A 17,122-nucleotide genomic window follows, 5' to 3' on the forward strand; every position below is an offset into this window, starting at 1 on the left:
AAAATCTTTAAAAATAAATGCAATTCAAACATCCCGAAATTCTGTATTTCCTTTTCTTATTGGTGATACCAATTTTGGTGCATTTGTTTCAGTTACGACGCTTTAAAACCGAATATTTCACCAATGTCCGGTTCCTGAAAGAACTCAGCATTCAAACCCGAAAGAGTTCCAAAATCAAAAAATGGTTATTATTAGCAACACGTTTGCTTTTATTGGCATGCTTGATTATCGCCTTTGCACAGCCTTTTTTCAAAGCCAAAGACAGTACCAATGCCGGAAACGAAATGATCATTATCCTTGACAATTCCTTTTCGATGCAGGCCAAAGGCAGTCGTGGCGAATTATTAAAACGATCCGTACAGGAATTACTGGAAGATACGCCGGCAAACCAGCGTTTTTCATTGGTTACCAATACCGAAACCTTTTGGGATACCGACATCAAATCGATTCAGAAAGACCTCCAAAACCTGCAGTACAGTGCGACTCCTTTTCAGTTGGATTTTCTGCTGACAAAAATCGAAACCAAGAAACACAATACACCTAAAGATATTTTCATCATTACTGATGCCGTGAATGCGCAATCGAAAAGCATTGAAAAACTAGATGAAAATTCCCCTATTTACTATTGGATTCCGAAAGCCGAAAATAAAAACAATGCTAGTATTGATGCGGTTTCCATAACCGGACAATCCGAAACGTTTTATGAAATTAAAGTCGACGTAAAAGGATTTGGTGATCTTGAAAATGATATTCCGATGTCAGTCTACAACGGAAAAAATCTGGTAGCAAAAACGGTAGCGAAACTCGAAGACAACAAGAAATCGGTACAATTCAATTTACCAAAAAAAGACTTTCACGGACACGTTTCCATTGAAGACAACAGTCTGAACTACGATAACACCTATTATTTCAGCATCTCAAAACCGGAAAAATCGAATGTGATTGTCATCGGCGAAAGCCTGAAAAACAATTTCCTGTCCCGAATTTACACTTCGGATGAGTTCAATTTCGCCTCGACAGAACTTAATGGCCTGGATTACAACGCCATTGAAAAACAAGATGCAATTGTCCTGAACGAAATTAAAGATATCCCACAAGCGTTAACGACCACACTTAAAGCGTTTTATGAAAAAGGCGGTAATGTGGTTCTGATTCCGTCTGCCGAAAGCACCTCCCAGAATCTGAACACTTTTTTAGGCAATTTCGGTGGAATTCAATTCGGAGCGCTGCAAAATCAGGAAAAACAGATTACGAAAATTGCGTTCAATCATCCGTTATACCAAACCGTTTTTGAGAAGAAAACCGATAATTTCCAATATCCGAAGGTCACTACTTCATTTAGTGTAAAGGGAAATGCTTCACCGGTTTTAAGTTATGCCGATCAGTCATTCTTTTTGGGTTCGGTGACGAATAAAATTGGGAATCTATATGTTTTCTCGGCTCCGATAAATAAAACCAACAGTAATTTTCAGAATTCGCCTTTGATTGTACCAACGTTTTTTAACATGGCACAAAGCAATCAGAAAACGGGAATTTCTGCATTTACCATCGGTGACAACCAAAATCTGATTTTAGACGCATTACTTTCTAAAGATGAAGTGGTTACTATTGCGAATGAGAACTCTGATTTCATTCCGATGCAACAAATCCTGAACAATAAAATCAAGTTGGCTTTTGGCGATTATCCGGAACTGTCGGGTAATTTCTCGGTGATGAAAAACAAAGAAGTACTGAAAAACATCAGTTTCAATCATCCCAGAACCGAAAGTGATCTTGGTCTGATAAACGACAACATATTTGATAATTATACTTCCGTAACTTCGGTGGAAGCTGTTTTCAACGATATCCATTCGTCGCGAACAGGCAACGAAGTGTGGAACTATTTTATACTGGCAACACTACTATTTTTAGTACTCGAACTACTGATTCAAAAATTCGTAAAATGAACGTAATTTTAAAAAACACAACTATTATCGATACCGAAAGTGCTTTTCACAACCAAAAAGCCGACATCAAAATTATCGATGGCATCATAACAAAAATTGGTCAGAATCTATCCAATGATGAGAATCTTGACCTTGTAGAATTGGACAATCTTCACGTTTCACAAGGATGGTTTGACGCATCGGTTTCCTTTGGCGAACCGGGATTTGAAGACCGTGAAACCATTGCAAACGGACTTTCAACAGCAGCAAAAAGCGGTTTTACCAACGTGGCTTTACAACCCAACTCACTTCCTGTTATCGACAATCAGTCACAGGTAAGTTTCGTACTAAATAAGGCTAACGGATTTGCCACACAATTACACCCGATCGGTGCTTTCACTAAAAACAGCGAAGGCAACGATTTAGCCGAAATGTTTGATATGAAAAACGCCGGAGCAATTGCTTTCGGTGACTATAATAAGAATTCCGACAACGCCAACCTGTTAAAAATCGGATTGCAGTACGTTCAGGATTTTGACGGATTGGTACTTGCCTATTGTCAAGACAAAACCATCAAAGGAAGCGGCGTGGTACATGAAGGTTTGGTAAGCACACGAATGGGATTAAAAGGAATTCCGGCTTTGGCTGAAGAACTGGAAATCGCCAGAAACTTGTTTTTATTGGAATACACAGGTGGAAAAATGCACATTCCTACGATTTCATCGGCAAAATCGGTTGCATTGATTCAATCGGCGAAAGCCAAAGGATTAAATGTGACTTGTAGCGTAGCGGTTCACAATTTAGTTTTGACTGACGAAGTTTTAACCGGATTTGACACAAGATACAAAGTAACACCGCCTTTACGTGATGAAAACCACAGAAAAGCCTTGATTGAAGGAGTTTTGGACGGAACGATTGACGTGATCACTTCCGACCATAATCCGTTGGATATCGAACACAAGAAAATGGAATTCGACAACGCCAAAAACGGAACCATCGGATTGGAGAGTGCGTTCGGAGCCTTACAAACGGTGTTACCAATCGAAGTTATTGTTGACAAATTAACCAACGGAAAAAACGTTTTCGGTATTGAAAAAACAGCTGTTAAAGAAGGAAACAAAGCTTCTCTTTCTTTATTCACTCCGGGCGGCAACTGGGAATTCGGAAAAGAAAACATTCTTTCCAAATCGAAAAATTCAGCCTTTTTAGGTCAGCCGATGAAAGGACGTGCCTATGGAATCTACAATAACGGACAATTGATTTTAAACTAATTCGTCATGGAAAACAATTCGGTACAAGAAGGAAAAACAACTGCCATAATTAGCTACTTCACAATTTTAGGAAGTATCATAGCTATTTTCATGAATCTGGAACCTAAAAATTCGTTTGCGGGTTTCCATATTCGCCAGGCCTTCGGATTAAACATTACCTTTTACATATTAGGCTATTTTATTGGTTATTTCGACAGTTGGTTTGTATCCATTCCTTTTTATGTTTTTTTTGCAGTTCTTTTTATTTATGGATTTATTGGAGCTGTTCAGGGCGAAATGAGGCTTATTCCGCTAGTAGGAGAGCATTTCCAGAAATGGTTTAAAAACTTATCATAACATGAATTTATCCTTATATCATCTCGTTAGAGAACCAAAACTAAAAAAAGAGAAAAATCCGCTTTTATTATTATTGCACGGTTATGGCAGTAACGAAGAAGATTTATTCTCCTTCGCACAGGAATTACCGGAGGACTATTTTGTGATTTCGGCCCGTGCTCCCTACCCGCTTCCGCCTTATGGCAATGCGTGGTATGCAATTCACTTTGATACGGATGAAAACAAATTCTCCGATAATGACGAAGCAAGGGCTTCCCGCGATTTGATTGCAGCATTCATCGACGAATTGGTGGAAAATTATCCGATTGACGCGAATAACGTTACATTGGTTGGTTTCAGTCAGGGTACGATTTTAAGTTATTCGGTAGCACTTTCCTATCCGGAAAAAGTACAGCGTGTGGTGGCTTTAAGTGGTTATCTGAATTTGGATATCGTGAAAGAGAACTTCCAAAACAACAACATTGGCAAACTGAAATTTTTCATTTCCCACGGAACTGCGGATCAGGTAATTCCTGTGGACTGGGCACGAAAAGCACCCGAGTATTTAAAAGATTTAGGATTGGATGTTGTGTATAAAGAATATCCGGTTGGTCATGGTGTGGCACCACAGAATTTCTTCGATTTTAAAAACTGGCTGGAATAATAAACTATTATTGACCTCAATGCTTTTGCATACCTTAATCAACAAAATGTAAATTTATTTTGCCACAAATTTAAATGATTTACACAGATTAATCAGGATAATCCTTAAATCTGCGGTTAAATTATTTTTTCACATAAATAAAAAGCTCCAAAAAAATGGAGCTTTTTTTATTCACCAACATCGCTGCCGGTTATTTTCTTTTCTACCGCAACAGCCGAAACATATTGAACCTGATTGCCTTTCTTAAGCACATATCCTTTCCAGGCTTCCAGCATCCAATCGGCTTTTACATATGGTTTCCCTTCACTTTCCCGTTTTAATAAGAGGGAATTTTTAGCGTCGGGTAAAAACAATTCGGCTATCGATTTATCTTCATTAAAAACAACATAGGCGTTTAAAGTCGCCTGTTCCTCGTCAACCTCTGTAGAATCCGAAACGGTGTTGTAAGGTGTCAGTCGGAAACCCTCTTCGAATACACGTATACACCTGTTTTTAGTTTGCGACCACATATATCCGGCCGAGGTGACACAACCCTTTTCGTCTTTATCAGTACCCAAAACAACAGGCTTTTGCTCCAAGACGATTTCATCATCTTTGGAATGATCCTTAAAGATAAAATCGCAGGAGGTAAGCAGTAAAGCTGTCAGGATTATTGATAAAACTGATTTCATGTCATCATTATTTAAGAAGGATACTAGAAGCTAATTTACTATAAAATTATTGTACCGGAACATTTTTGGGATGCAAAATTGTCTCCATGGTTTCAAAATCGGTCGGCTTATTATCGTTGACAAAATATTTAATTAAAATTTCACCACGAATCTGTCCGCTATACACATCAGCAATAATCCAACGGTGATTTAAAATTTTAATTTTGTTAATAATGAATTTATTGCCGTCAATCGGATCATACGGAATCAACGGATTTCCGTTAGGTTTCTCATTTAATGACAATAATTCGTTTTTTATCTTCTCCGTCAATTCAGGAATACTGTAATTTTCAAAATAATTTATGGATTCATCATCCATTTCCAGTGAGAAATAATTGGCATCCACCATCTGATTGTAAATAATATCGGAAGAATCCCTTACCATTTTGGTTTTCGCTTTTGCGTTTTCAATTTCCTTGCTTTGAGTTTTCAGAATTTTTGTGGAATTCATATACTGAAACACGTTAAACAACAAGGATAAAATAAATAAATATAAAACTGCTTTTTTCATTTTTAAATAGTAATTTCTAAATTATCATAGGCCAAAAATACATTTTTCGGCAATTTTTTTGCGACTTCTTCATGGAAACCCATCAGGTGACTTATGTGTGTCAGATAGGCGCGTTCAGGCTGTATCAAAGCTATAAAATCCAACGCTTCCTGCAAATTAAAATGTGTGGCATGCGGTTCTTCCCTGAGCGCATTGACTACCAATACCTTAACACCGTTTAATTTTTCAATTTCGTGTGCATCTATCGTTTTCACATCGGTTAAATATGCAAAATCATCCACCCTGAAACCAAAAACCTGCAAATCGCCATGCCATACCAAAATCGGTACCGCTGTTTTATTTCCGATTGCAAAAGGCTTATCGTTTTCAATCTCATTTACAATTACCGACGGAGCACCTGGATATCTGTTTTCTGTCTCAAATATATAATCGAAACGTCTTTTAAGACTCGTTATCACTCTTTTATCTGCAAATATGGGAAGAGGACCTTTCTTGAAGTTATAAGGCCGTATATCATCCAGACCCGCTGTGTGATCCGCATGTTCGTGTGTAAAGAGGATTCCGTCCAGATCATGACAATTGGAGGTTAACATCTGCTGGCGGAAATCAGGACCGCAATCAATCACAAAAGAATATCCCTCCCAATGGATCCAAACCGACACCCGCAATCTTTTGTCTTTAAAATCACTGCTTAAACACACCGAATGATGGCTTCCTATTACGGGAATACCCTGTGAAGTTCCGGTTCCTAAAAAATATACTTTCAAAATAGTTATGATTTTTACAAAAATAGGATTATTTATCTTTTGTAAAAATAGCTATTTTGTTAACTTTGTCAATATATAATGGAATTATGAAGAACATAGGCAGCGAAATCGTATTAAAAGGAGATCGCGAGATTGAAGTTATACCGGCTATTGCAGATAAAGCATTACGAATAAACCTCAACAGAAACATTTACGGTACATTTGCCGAAATTGGTGCGGGACAGGAAACCGTAAGACATTTTTTCCGTGCCGGAGGCGCGTCAAATACCATTGCAAAAGCAATGTCTGCCTACGACAAAGACTTCAGTGATGCCATTTATGGCGTGGAAGATGACGGCCGTTATGTTACCGAAAGTCGTCTGCGCAAAATGCTTACCCATGAAACCCGCCTGATTGAAGAACGTTTGGATCGTGAAAAGCATCCTGATAAAATGTTTTTCAGTTATGCGAATACTGTAGCAACCATCGATTTTGCCAAACAGTTTAAAGGTCACGGTTGGGTGGGAATCAATTTTCAGGTAGAACCGAATGAAGAATACAACGAAATCATTTTACACATTCGTTTTAAAGAAAACGACTCCAAATTACAACAGGAAACACTTGGTATTTTAGGAGTTAACCTTATTTATGGCGCGTTTTACAAATACAACGATCCTAAAAAAATACTGCGTTATTTATACGACCATTTGGATAAAGACCAATTGGAAATCGATACCATTAACTTCTCCGGCCCGCGTTTTAAAGACGTGGATAACCGATTGATGAGTTTACAATTGGTTAAAAACGGAATGACAGATGCGGTTATGTTTGGCCCGGACGGGAAAAACGTGCTTCCGGCTGCCGTTTTATACAAGAAAAACATTTTGGCCTTACGAGGAAGTTTCCGACCGGTTACGAAAGTAAACATGGACATGTATGAGAAATCACTGGAAATGTTCCTTCAGGAAAAGAAAGTCGAAAAAGAAAATGCCCTGGTGGTTTTTGAAATTACACTATCCAATTTACGTTCTGAAGGCGAAATCGATGAACTTGACTTTATGGACAGAGCTGAATTGCTTTGTTCCTTAGGCCAGACCGTTATGATTTCCAACTTCCAGGAATATTATAAAGTAGTGGAATATTTCTCCGAATATACCAAGGCCCGTATGGGATTGGCGATGGGTGTAAGCAACCTGATTGATATTTTCGACGAAAAATATTACCGCCATTTAAGTGGAGGAATTCTGGAAGCTTTCGGTAAGTTATTCTATCGTGATTTAAAAGTATTTTTATATCCGATGGAAGACGAAAATGGAGAAATCATAACTTCCCAAAACCTGAAAGTACATCCGCGTATGAAAGAACTGTACAAATTCTTTGCCTACAACGGAAAAGTGATGGACATAACCGATTTCGACAAAGATCACCTTAAAATCTTCTCCCGTGAAGTATTAAAAATGATCAGTAAGGGTAAAGAAGGCTGGGAAGACATGCTTCCGGAAGGTATTGCAGGATTGATCAAGAAAAACCATCTTTTCGGATACAACGAAAAAACACTTATAGAAGAACAGAAGAATTAGCTTGAAGCATTAAGCAATCAGTGTTCAGCCTGCAGTACGCAAACTGAACACTGATTACTCAATACTGATTACTTACCACTAAACTACTTCCCTAAAATCTGAGCTGCGTGTACTTTGGTTTTCACTGCGGAAATCACTTCTTCGATGATTCCTTTTTCATCAATTACAAAGGTGGTTCTGTGAATCCCGTCGAATTCTCTTCCCATAAATTTCTTAGGTCCCCAAACCCCAAAGGCTTCAATCACTTTTTTATCTTCATCAGCTAAAAGCGGAAACGGGAAATCAAATTTATCTTTAAACTTCCCTTGTGCTTTCTGACTGTCAGCACTAACACCCAAAAGCGCATAATTATTTACCTGAAAACGTTCAAAATTATCCCTTAAATCACAGGCTTCTGCGGTACATCCCGGTGTGTTGGCTTTCGGGTAAAAGAAAACCACCAGTTTTTTTCCGGCATAATCCGTTAACGAATGCAATTTCCCATCTTGATCTAGTCCTGAAAAATTGGGTGCTTTATCTCCTTTTTGTAATGTTGTCATTTTGATAGTTTCTGAGTTTCTGAGTGGCTAAGTTACAAAGTTTTTTCGAGGCACTAAGGTACTATGGTGCTAAGCTAAATTTAGCGGTTTTCCTTATTCATTGCGTTTTATCGACTAAGAAAACTTATTTTCGCAATTCGTAATTGATATTTGTAAAACCGCTATGACAAAAGACGAAAAAGTGCAATTTGTAATTGATACTTTAAACCAATACTATCCGGAAATTCCGATTCCTCTTGATCATAAAGATCCCTACACTCTACTGATTGCAGTTTTACTTTCGGCACAATGTACGGATGTTCGCGTGAACCAGATTACTCCTCTACTTTTTGCAAAAGCCGATAATCCGTATGATATGGTAAAACTTTCGGTGGAAGAAATCAAGGAAATCATAAAACCGTGCGGACTTTCACCTATGAAATCTAAAGGTATCTACGGTTTATCACAAATATTAATCGACAAACACAACGGGGAAGTTCCGCAGAGTTTTGAAGACCTTGAAGCATTACCGGCTGTGGGACATAAAACGGCAAGCGTAGTGATGAGCCAGGCTTTCGGCGTACCGGCTTTTCCGGTTGACACCCATATTCATAGATTGATGTACCGATGGAATTTAACCACAGGAAAAAATGTTCAGCAAACAGAAAAGGATGCCAAACGAATTTTCCCGCGCGAATTATGGAATGATTTACATCTCCAGATTATCTGGTACGGAAGGGAATATTCGCCTGCACGTGGTTGGGATTTGGAAAAGGACATCATCACAAAAACCGTTGGGAGAAAATCGGTTTTGGATGATTATTATAAACAAAAACAGATACTCAAAACTCTAAAATAAAGAAATGAATTAGTCACGAATTATCAAATTTTAATTCATGAATTCGTGGCTAAATTTTTTAACCATAAAAAATGTCCCGAAATCTCTTTCCCGGGACATTTTCCTAATTAGCAATATTCTCAAAAGTTAAATCACCTATCTTAGTTATGCTCAATGCTTTAGAATAGCTGAGCAAAAAGTCTACTGTGTCCTTTTTAGGTGCCATTTCGGGAGTTGCTTTTTTCTTTTTAGAGTAGAGTTTTGCCATTGCCTTTATATTTTGATTATAAAACAATAACGCAATCCTGATATAAATATTGTTTAATTGGTTAGAATAATTTGATTTTTTTCGATAACTTTTCTCAGGTTCATTAAAGCATAACGCATTCTGCCTAAGGCTGTATTGATGCTTACACCCGTTAAATCCGCAATTTCTTTGAAACTCAAATCGTCATAAATTCGCATCACTAAAACTTCGCGCTGATCGTCCGGCAATTCGTTTATCAAACGCTGCAAATCAACCTCAACCTGTTCCGTGATTATTCTGCTCTCTACATTCGGACTGTTATCCGTCATGAGGGAAAAAACAGAATACTCCTCTGTATCCCGGTTGAAAGGCATTTTTTTAGTTTTTCTGAAATAATCCACTATAAGATTATGGGAAATACGCATTACCCACGGCAAAAACTTACCTTCTTCGTTATAATTTTTCGTCTTTAAAGTTTTAATGACTTTAATGAAAGTGTCCTGAAAAATATCCTCGGTAACGTCTCTGTCCATTACCTTGGAATAAATAAACCCGAAAATTTTCGATTGGTGTCTCTCGATCAATGTAGCTAAAGCATTTTCATCTCCGCCTACATAATTTTTCACTAGGACTGCGTCCGGAAGTACAACATTAGCCATAATAATACCTTTTAGTTTTTGGTTTGGGAATAGATTCTGGTAATCTCTAAAAAGTATTTTTATACGATAGGCAATGTTATTTTATGAATTAATCTGAACCAAATATAACAATAAATATTTCAATCCTACAAATAATACCTTAAATTTTAACATTTAAAAATGCAATATCCTCATTAAAACGACCTCAAAAAAAGCATATCGCTATTTTAAAGTGACTATTATTAAAAAAAACACAGTTTAACACATACATTAATAATCCCGAAACAAATTCATTAAAAATCGGTTTTTAGTTATCTTTGCAATTCACCGACATTTTTCCATGAAGACTGACATCACAACATTAGAACCAAAGAAAAATATTATCATTAAAGGAGCACAACTTCACAACCTTAAAAATGTGGATGTGGCGATTCCGAGAAATAAACTTGTGGTCATCACAGGGCTTTCGGGTTCCGGAAAATCAAGTTTAGCTTTCGACACCCTATATGCCGAAGGACAACGCCGCTACGTTGAAAGTTTGTCTTCCTATGCCCGTCAGTTTTTAGGACGACTGGACAAACCCAAAGTGGACTACATCAAAGGGATTGCTCCTGCCATTGCCATTGAACAGAAAGTCAACACTACCAATGCACGTTCTACTGTTGGGACTTCTACTGAAATTTATGATTATCTGAAATTATTATATGCCCGAATTGGGAAAACTTTTTCACCAGTTTCAGGTAACGAAGTCAGAAAACATACGGTTAGTGATGTCATTTTCGAAGTTAAAAATTTCGATTTGGAAAGTAAATGGCTGCTACTCTCCCCTATTCATTTAGAGGAAGGCAGAGCACTGGAAGACAAACTTAAAGTACTGCTGCAGCAAGGTTTTGCACGTATTTTGGTTAACAATGAAATGGTTCGCCTTGATGAAATCGACCAACATTCACTGGATAACAAAGACGTGCTCTTAATCATTGACCGAATTGTGGTAAAAGAGGAAGAGGAATTTTACAACCGATTGGCCGATGCTGTTCAGACCGCTTTTTACGAAGGAAAAGGCGAATGCTATCTTCAGGAATTAAATTCGGAAAAGCGTTTTGTTTTCAGTAATAACTTTGAATTGGACGGAATCACATTCCTGGAACCTAACGTACACCTCTTCAGTTTTAACAATCCTTATGGCGCTTGCCCAAAATGTGAAGGCTACGGAAATGTAATCGGCATTGATGAGGAATTGGTAGTACCGAACACCGCACTTTCCGTCTATGAAAATGCCATTTACCCTTGGCGTGGCGAAAGCATGGGCTGGTACCGAGATCAGTTGGTGAACAACAGCCATCATTTCGATTTCCCGATTCACAAACCTTATTTCGAATTATCAAACGAACAAAAAGCTTTGATCTGGAACGGAAACAGCTATTTTGTAGGATTGGACGCTTTCTTTCAGGAATTGGAAGAGAAAAACTATAAAATTCAGAACCGCGTAATGTTATCGCGTTACCGCGGAAAAACAAAATGTAATGTCTGCAAAGGAAAACGTTTGCGTCCGGAAGCCAATTACATACAAGTGGGCGGAAAAACCATTTCGGATCTGGTGGATTTGCCGATCAAAAACCTAATCGAGTTTTTTAAAGGATTAACCTTATCCGAATACGATGAAAAAGTAGCCAAACGCCTTTTAATCGAAATCAATAACCGTTTGCGCTTTTTGGAGGAAGTCGGATTAAATTATCTGACGTTAAACCGAAATTCGGCTACACTTTCCGGGGGAGAATCACAGCGAATCAATCTAGCCACATCTTTGGGAAGCAGTTTAGTGGGATCCATGTATATTCTGGACGAACCGAGTATTGGATTGCATCCGAAAGACACCGAACGACTTATAAAAGTTTTGGAAGATTTGCGCAATTTAGGGAATACCGTAATTGTGGTGGAACACGATGAAGACATCATGAAAGCGGCCGATATGATTATCGACATCGGTCCCGAAGCAGGAACGTTGGGTGGTGAATTGGTCGCTCAGGGAACCTATGCTGAAATTCTGAAAGAAGAGACCCTCACAGCACAATATCTCAACGGTAAAATGCAGATAGAGGTTCCGAAAAAACGCCGCAAGTTCAAAAATCACATTGATGTTATTGGTGCTCGTGAAAACAACTTAAAAAACATTGATGTTACGTTCCCGTTAGAATGCCTGACGGTGATTACCGGTGTTTCGGGAAGCGGAAAAAGTACCTTGGTAAAAAAAATATTATTCCCTGCCATTCAGAAAAAACTGGAAGGTGTTGGTGAAAAAGCGGGTCAGTTTACCGAACTAGCCGGAAGTTATTCTCATGTAAAACACATTGAATATGTCGATCAGAATCCGATTGGAAGAAGTTCGCGCTCCAATCCGGTGACGTACATCAAAGCGTATGACGATATCCGTGATCTGTTCTCGAAACAACAATTGTCGAAAATGCGTGGTTATCAGCCGAAACATTTTTCGTTTAATGTGGAAGGCGGCCGTTGTGAAACCTGTAAAGGCGACGGTGAAGTAACCATTGAAATGCAATTCATGGCCGATGTGCATCTGGAATGTGAAACCTGTGGTGGGAAACGCTTCAAAAAGGAAATTCTGGAAGTCAATTACGAAAACAAAAACATTGATGACATCCTAACGATGACCATTGATGATGCCATAGCGTTTTTCAACAGTAATAATCAGACCAAAATTACTCAGAAATTACAACCTCTTCAGGATGTTGGTTTGGGATATGTTCAATTGGGACAATCCTCTTCTACCCTTTCCGGTGGGGAGGCACAGCGTATTAAACTGGCTTCCTTTTTAGTGAAAGGTACCACCAAGGAAAAAGCCTTATTTGTATTTGATGAACCTACAACCGGACTGCATTTCCACGATATCAAGAAATTATTAGCTTCGTTTGATGCTTTGCTTGAAAAAGGACATTCCATTATCGTGATCGAACACAACCTGGATTTGATTAAATGTGCCGATTACATCATCGATATTGGACCGGAAGGCGGCGAAAACGGCGGAAACCTGATTGCTTTCGGTACACCGGAGGAAGTTGCCAAAAATGCCAAATCCGTTACAGGGACATATCTGAAAGAAAAACTGTAGAAAAAATTTAATTATGAACTATTAACCGGATACAACTCAGATTGGATCCGGTTTTTAATATTTTGTTTTCTCTCAAAAGTTGTAACTCCCTATAACTGACAGCTCATTTTCGATTCTGTTTCGGTGATTGGAAAGTCCGATTTCATCACTATCGGGAACATACAGACAGATTATTAGTAATCAAACTTCAGAGGAAAGAACTATCCCTGTTCAGCAATTAACTGTACTTCAAATTATTACAATTAACACCTCATACTAATCCGAAAATTAAGACAATTTTTTACGAGTTTTTTGCAACAATCTGCAAGATTTTATCATAAAAAAAACAAGATTTTGGTATTTTTTCTTACGTTTGCGAAAATTTTTAAAAACAATAAAATGAAAAAATTTGTATTGTCTGTTGCAGCAGTATTAACTATTGGTTTTGCAAATGCACAGGAAAAAGCAAAAAACACTTCTGATGTGAGTTACGGGGTCAAAGCAGGTCTGAATTTAGCCAACATAGTTGGTGATGATGCCGGTGATGCCAATATGTATGTTGGATTTAATGCCGGTTTGTTTGTTGAAATTCCGGTAGCTGATAAATTATCAATCCAACCGGAATTATTGTATTCCACTCAGGGTTCTAAAGCTGAAGAAAATATTGAAGGGTATAATTTTGATCTTACTATGAAATTAAATTACATTAATGTACCGGTAATGTTCAAATATAAAGTAGCTGATAAATTTTCATTGGAAGCAGGACCATACGTTGGCTTTTTAGCTAATTCTAAAATAAAATACAAATCCAGTATCGTTTCAGGAAGTGAAGACATGGATGATTTATTAAAATCCACCGATTTCGGATTAGGTTTCGGTATGAACTATGAATTATCGGATATTGTTTTTGCTAATGCAAGATACCAGGCCGGTTTAACTCAAATAGGTGATACCGGAGAAGGAGATGATATTAAAAACTCTGTATTCCAAATCGGTTTAGGAATCAGATTCTAATTTTCAATTCCAAAACATACAAAAAAACCCATATGCACCGTTTTTAAATCAGACGGTTTATATGGGTTTTATTTATTGACAGGTTAGTCAAAATTCCTCAAAAAAATCTTTCTTAAGGCAGAAACGTATTATTCAATGACAATCTTTTTCGTGATTCTGTTTTTTTCAGTTTCTAAAACACCCATATAAACACCCTTGCTGAAACTGGAAACATCTATAGTTTCTATTTGTTTCGCATTGGAAATTGAGTCTTTATAAACCTCTTTCCCCTGAATGTCGATGAGTGAAAAAGTGTAATTATTCTCCTTTAGCGTTCCCAGGTTAATATTCAGCTTCCCTTTTGTCGGATTGGGAAAGAAACTGATTTGGAAATCGGTATTAAATGTCTCGCTTGCCAACGTTGTACTCGCTCGGGCAAAATGCAACATGGCACCCGTTGCAGCTTTGGCAACGTTAAAATTATATACGGGATCCATATTTATCAGCAAATCATTTACTGTGTGTGCGTAAGGTGTTTCGTTGGTTTCGAAAAATCCGGTAATGATTTCATTATTGTTTTCAAAAGGCATATAATCGGAGGCATAAGCATAGGATAATGTAGTGCTTAGCGGGGAATATAATCCAACGCACGTAATTAACTCATTCGTCATCGTGTTTGAAGTCGCATTATTACTCGTTGGACTTCCGGTATCTCTCTCGCATGTGATATTATTGTTTGTCATTCCAGCTCTTCCTCCCACTTCATCAATGTTAAAAACCAAACGAATATCCATCTTTGGATTCGTTCCGTTTACAACAGAGGACACATAGTGCTGGCTACCTATAAGACCATCTTCTTCCCCACTAAAATTAATGAACTTAATGGAATATTCCGTAGGGATGTTCTGCAGCAAACGTGCAATTTCCAGTATCGTAACCACGCCACTGCCATTGTCATTTGTTCCAGTTCCGGTAATAGAATCGTAGTGTCCGCAAACAATTACATATGTATTTGGATAAACTGTTCCTATCTTTGTCAGGACTAAATTTTTACAGGTGTAGGTGGAGTTGGCGAAGCTATCTTCTGTCATCTGACCGGCGGTATAGCCATAACTCAAATATTTGTTTTTTAACCAATTCAATGTATTTTGTAAGGCTTGGGTTCCTCTCCGTTTCACACCGAGAGCCTCATACTCTGTCAGGTTGTTTGTAATATTGGCTTGTGATGTCTGATTGGCCACATCAGCGTATCGTTGGATAAAGGTCTGCGCTGTGGTGATTTGCAGACCGGATATCACCAATAAAAACAGTATCGTTTTCTGTTTTAAAAAGTTCATTTTACAATAAGTTTTAGTTAAGTCAGTTAGTTTTGGTTCACGAATTTATAAAAATTTAACTAATTGATGATATTTTTTTATATTTTTCGATTCAATCTCGTTAAAATCATTTATGAAGCAAATACTATCATCAGAATTCATTGTTTACGTGCACAATCAGGAGGTAAGCTCCCGGTTTTATGAAACGATTTTCAGAACAAAACCTTCACTGGAAGTTCCCGGTATGACTGAATTTACACTTTCTGGAAACTTAAAAATCGGATTAATGCCCAATGCCGGAATTGCAAAAATCTTAACCGATAAAACGCCTCATCCGGAAAAAGGGAACGGTATCCCCCGCTGTGAATTGTATTTTCATATCGAGGATATTCAGTTTGAATTTGAAAATGCGGTCAAAGCAGGTGCGAAAATCATCAGTGAGATCAAAGATCGGGATTGGGGCGACCGGGTTTGTTATTTTTCCGATCCGGACGGGCATATTATCGCTTTCGCGGAAAAAATAAAATAAACCACTCCTATTTTGCAGGAATGCGATGCTTATATTTGCCACGAATTACACAAATTAGCACGAATTAATTTGTGAAAATTTGTGTAATTCGTGGTTAAGTTTTTAGAACTTGAAAAGTAAAACTCTAAAAGTGCGTAGTGTTATACTTTTGTTGGAGACCAATAAACCGTAAATCTGTAGATTAAAAACCAATGTGAAAATCTGCGAATCTGCGGCAATTAAATTCTCATTGTGCTATTTTCAATGTTTAAAATCAAATAGCAATCTCATTTCAAAAAAGGAAGGGAAACTTTTTATCATTTTTCAAACCTGATTTTCAGCAACATACATACAAAACTACTAATTCAGCAAAGATGTTCCTAATTTTTGGCACGCATATTGGATACTACCTATCAAATCAAAATCTGAATAAAATCAGAAGCGTGAATGCCGAAAAACGATACGAGTAGGTAAACTATTAAATTTTTGTATTATGAAGAAAATTACTCTTTTAGTAGCCAGTGTACTTCTGGTAGGAAGTATGGCTCATGCGTCAGAAAACCCTGTTTTTTCTGATACAAACGGAAAAGGTCCCCGCCACACTGTAGATTACAGAAATGCAGAACCTATTATGTTCATGGAACGCGGAATCGAATTCTATGTTTTTCCAGACGGACAATTTGATTTCAACACCCGTCCATCAGGTCCAAGACGCGAAAGTGCAAATGCCACTTACGGTGCACCAGGTGTACGTACTCATTACGGTCCCGCAAACTATGGCGTTCGAGTGGAACACGATAACTTTGGCAGAGTAAGACGCGTAGGCAACGTGTTTATCAACTACGACGGGTACAACAGGGTAAAACGCGTGGGTTCAGTGTATATGCGATACAACAGTTTTGCGCTATCTCAAGTAGGCGGTCTGCGAATCATGTACGATAGAAGAGGTCATATCATCGATGTGATCGGTTATGTAAACGGATGGAGCCATGCATATTTGTACTCTCCCTATGTATACAACGGAAACGGAGGTTATGACAACATGGATTACGGATACGATAGTGGTTCAGGCTATAACGAAGACGATTACTACTACTATAAAGCTGATGGAACAAAAGCCAAAATGAGCAAAGAAGAAATCGAGACTGTTAAAAAAGACGAACAATCTCTAATTGAGAAAAACAAAAGAACATAGTTAATAAATTTGGTTGGTTAAGTTTAGTTAGAATCCCGCAG

At 37.9% G+C, this 17,122-nt stretch carries 17 protein-coding genes; 10 read left to right on the forward strand and 7 right to left on the reverse strand.

Going from position 1 to position 17,122, the window contains the following annotated elements:
* Positions 1 to 17: 17 nt before the first annotated feature.
* The 4 genes from FLJC2902T_RS08670 to FLJC2902T_RS08685 are packed head-to-tail and all read left to right on the forward strand — an operon-like array spanning position 18 to position 4,175.
* Positions 18 to 1,946 (forward strand): vWA domain-containing protein, encoded by a 1,929-nt coding sequence (locus FLJC2902T_RS08670; RefSeq protein ID WP_035677940.1) that lies wholly within the window; start codon positions 18 to 20, stop codon positions 1,944 to 1,946.
* Positions 1,943 to 3,196 carry a dihydroorotase gene (locus tag FLJC2902T_RS08675; RefSeq protein ID WP_023579425.1) on the forward strand — a complete coding sequence of 418 codons (1,254 nt, stop codon included), beginning with the start codon at positions 1,943 to 1,945 and terminating at the stop codon, positions 3,194 to 3,196. Before FLJC2902T_RS08670 ends, FLJC2902T_RS08675 begins: the two co-directional genes overlap by 4 nt.
* A gap of 6 nt (positions 3,197 to 3,202) precedes the next feature.
* A complete protein-coding gene (locus FLJC2902T_RS08680; protein WP_023579426.1) occupies positions 3,203 to 3,532 on the forward strand; it encodes a hypothetical protein in 330 nt (109 codons plus the stop codon).
* A 1-nt stretch (position 3,533) separates the two neighbouring features.
* Complete coding sequence (locus FLJC2902T_RS08685) at positions 3,534 to 4,175, forward strand: alpha/beta hydrolase (RefSeq protein ID WP_023579427.1); 642 nt, start codon at positions 3,534 to 3,536, stop codon at positions 4,173 to 4,175.
* Between the two features lie 167 nt (positions 4,176 to 4,342).
* Here FLJC2902T_RS08685 and FLJC2902T_RS08690 read toward each other — a convergent pair whose 3' ends face one another.
* From FLJC2902T_RS08690 to FLJC2902T_RS08700, 3 genes are read right to left on the reverse strand one after another with little or no spacing between them, the layout of a single operon-like run.
* Positions 4,343 to 4,846 (reverse strand): hypothetical protein, encoded by a 504-nt coding sequence (locus tag FLJC2902T_RS08690; protein ID WP_023579428.1) that lies wholly within the window; start codon positions 4,844 to 4,846, stop codon positions 4,343 to 4,345.
* A gap of 46 nt (positions 4,847 to 4,892) precedes the next feature.
* A complete protein-coding gene (locus FLJC2902T_RS08695) occupies positions 4,893 to 5,396 on the reverse strand; it encodes a hypothetical protein (protein WP_023579429.1) in 504 nt (167 codons plus the stop codon).
* Between the two features lie 2 nt (positions 5,397 to 5,398).
* Positions 5,399 to 6,163: an MBL fold metallo-hydrolase gene (locus tag FLJC2902T_RS08700; RefSeq protein ID WP_023579430.1), complete on the reverse strand. Its 765-nt coding sequence runs from the start codon at positions 6,161 to 6,163 to the stop codon at positions 5,399 to 5,401.
* Between the two features lie 95 nt (positions 6,164 to 6,258).
* Between FLJC2902T_RS08700 and FLJC2902T_RS08705 the strand changes: the two genes are divergently transcribed.
* Positions 6,259 to 7,722 carry a hypothetical protein gene (locus FLJC2902T_RS08705; RefSeq protein ID WP_035678091.1) on the forward strand — a complete coding sequence of 488 codons (1,464 nt, stop codon included), beginning with the start codon at positions 6,259 to 6,261 and terminating at the stop codon, positions 7,720 to 7,722.
* An 83-nt stretch (positions 7,723 to 7,805) separates the two neighbouring features.
* Here FLJC2902T_RS08705 and bcp read toward each other — a convergent pair whose 3' ends face one another.
* A complete protein-coding gene (bcp, locus tag FLJC2902T_RS08710) occupies positions 7,806 to 8,261 on the reverse strand; it encodes a thioredoxin-dependent thiol peroxidase (protein WP_023579432.1) in 456 nt (151 codons plus the stop codon).
* Positions 8,262 to 8,424: 163 nt separating this feature from the next.
* On the opposite strand from bcp, the gene FLJC2902T_RS08715 reads away from it, so the two are divergent.
* Complete coding sequence (locus tag FLJC2902T_RS08715) at positions 8,425 to 9,099, forward strand: endonuclease III domain-containing protein (protein WP_023579433.1); 675 nt, start codon at positions 8,425 to 8,427, stop codon at positions 9,097 to 9,099.
* 103 nt (positions 9,100 to 9,202) lie between these two features.
* Here FLJC2902T_RS08715 and FLJC2902T_RS16385 read toward each other — a convergent pair whose 3' ends face one another.
* Both FLJC2902T_RS16385 and FLJC2902T_RS08720 read right to left on the reverse strand, forming a co-directional pair.
* On the reverse strand, positions 9,203 to 9,346 hold the full coding sequence (locus tag FLJC2902T_RS16385) for a hypothetical protein (protein ID WP_023579434.1): 144 nt from the start codon (positions 9,344 to 9,346) through the stop codon (positions 9,203 to 9,205).
* A 53-nt stretch (positions 9,347 to 9,399) separates the two neighbouring features.
* Positions 9,400 to 9,984, reverse strand: coding sequence for an RNA polymerase sigma factor (locus FLJC2902T_RS08720; protein ID WP_023579435.1), 585 nt, complete (start codon positions 9,982 to 9,984; stop codon positions 9,400 to 9,402).
* Between the two features lie 319 nt (positions 9,985 to 10,303).
* Between FLJC2902T_RS08720 and uvrA the strand changes: the two genes are divergently transcribed.
* Entirely contained in the window at positions 10,304 to 13,090 is a 2,787-nt protein-coding gene (gene uvrA, locus FLJC2902T_RS08725; RefSeq protein ID WP_023579436.1) for an excinuclease ABC subunit UvrA, read from the forward strand.
* A gap of 378 nt (positions 13,091 to 13,468) precedes the next feature.
* Positions 13,469 to 14,083, forward strand: coding sequence for a porin family protein (locus FLJC2902T_RS08730; protein WP_035678093.1), 615 nt, complete (start codon positions 13,469 to 13,471; stop codon positions 14,081 to 14,083).
* 128 nt (positions 14,084 to 14,211) lie between these two features.
* On the opposite strand, the gene FLJC2902T_RS08735 is transcribed toward FLJC2902T_RS08730, so the two are convergent.
* Complete coding sequence (locus FLJC2902T_RS08735; protein WP_023579438.1) at positions 14,212 to 15,399, reverse strand: M28 family peptidase; 1,188 nt, start codon at positions 15,397 to 15,399, stop codon at positions 14,212 to 14,214.
* 112 nt (positions 15,400 to 15,511) lie between these two features.
* Between FLJC2902T_RS08735 and FLJC2902T_RS08740 the strand changes: the two genes are divergently transcribed.
* Both FLJC2902T_RS08740 and FLJC2902T_RS08745 read left to right on the forward strand, forming a co-directional pair.
* A complete protein-coding gene (locus FLJC2902T_RS08740) occupies positions 15,512 to 15,907 on the forward strand; it encodes a VOC family protein (RefSeq protein WP_023579439.1) in 396 nt (131 codons plus the stop codon).
* 472 nt (positions 15,908 to 16,379) lie between these two features.
* A complete protein-coding gene (locus FLJC2902T_RS08745) occupies positions 16,380 to 17,081 on the forward strand; it encodes a hypothetical protein (protein WP_023579440.1) in 702 nt (233 codons plus the stop codon).
* Positions 17,082 to 17,122 lie beyond the last annotated feature (41 nt).

It is taken from the genome of Flavobacterium limnosediminis JC2902 (assembly GCF_000498535.1).
Lineage (GTDB): Bacteria > Bacteroidota > Bacteroidia > Flavobacteriales > Flavobacteriaceae > Flavobacterium > Flavobacterium limnosediminis.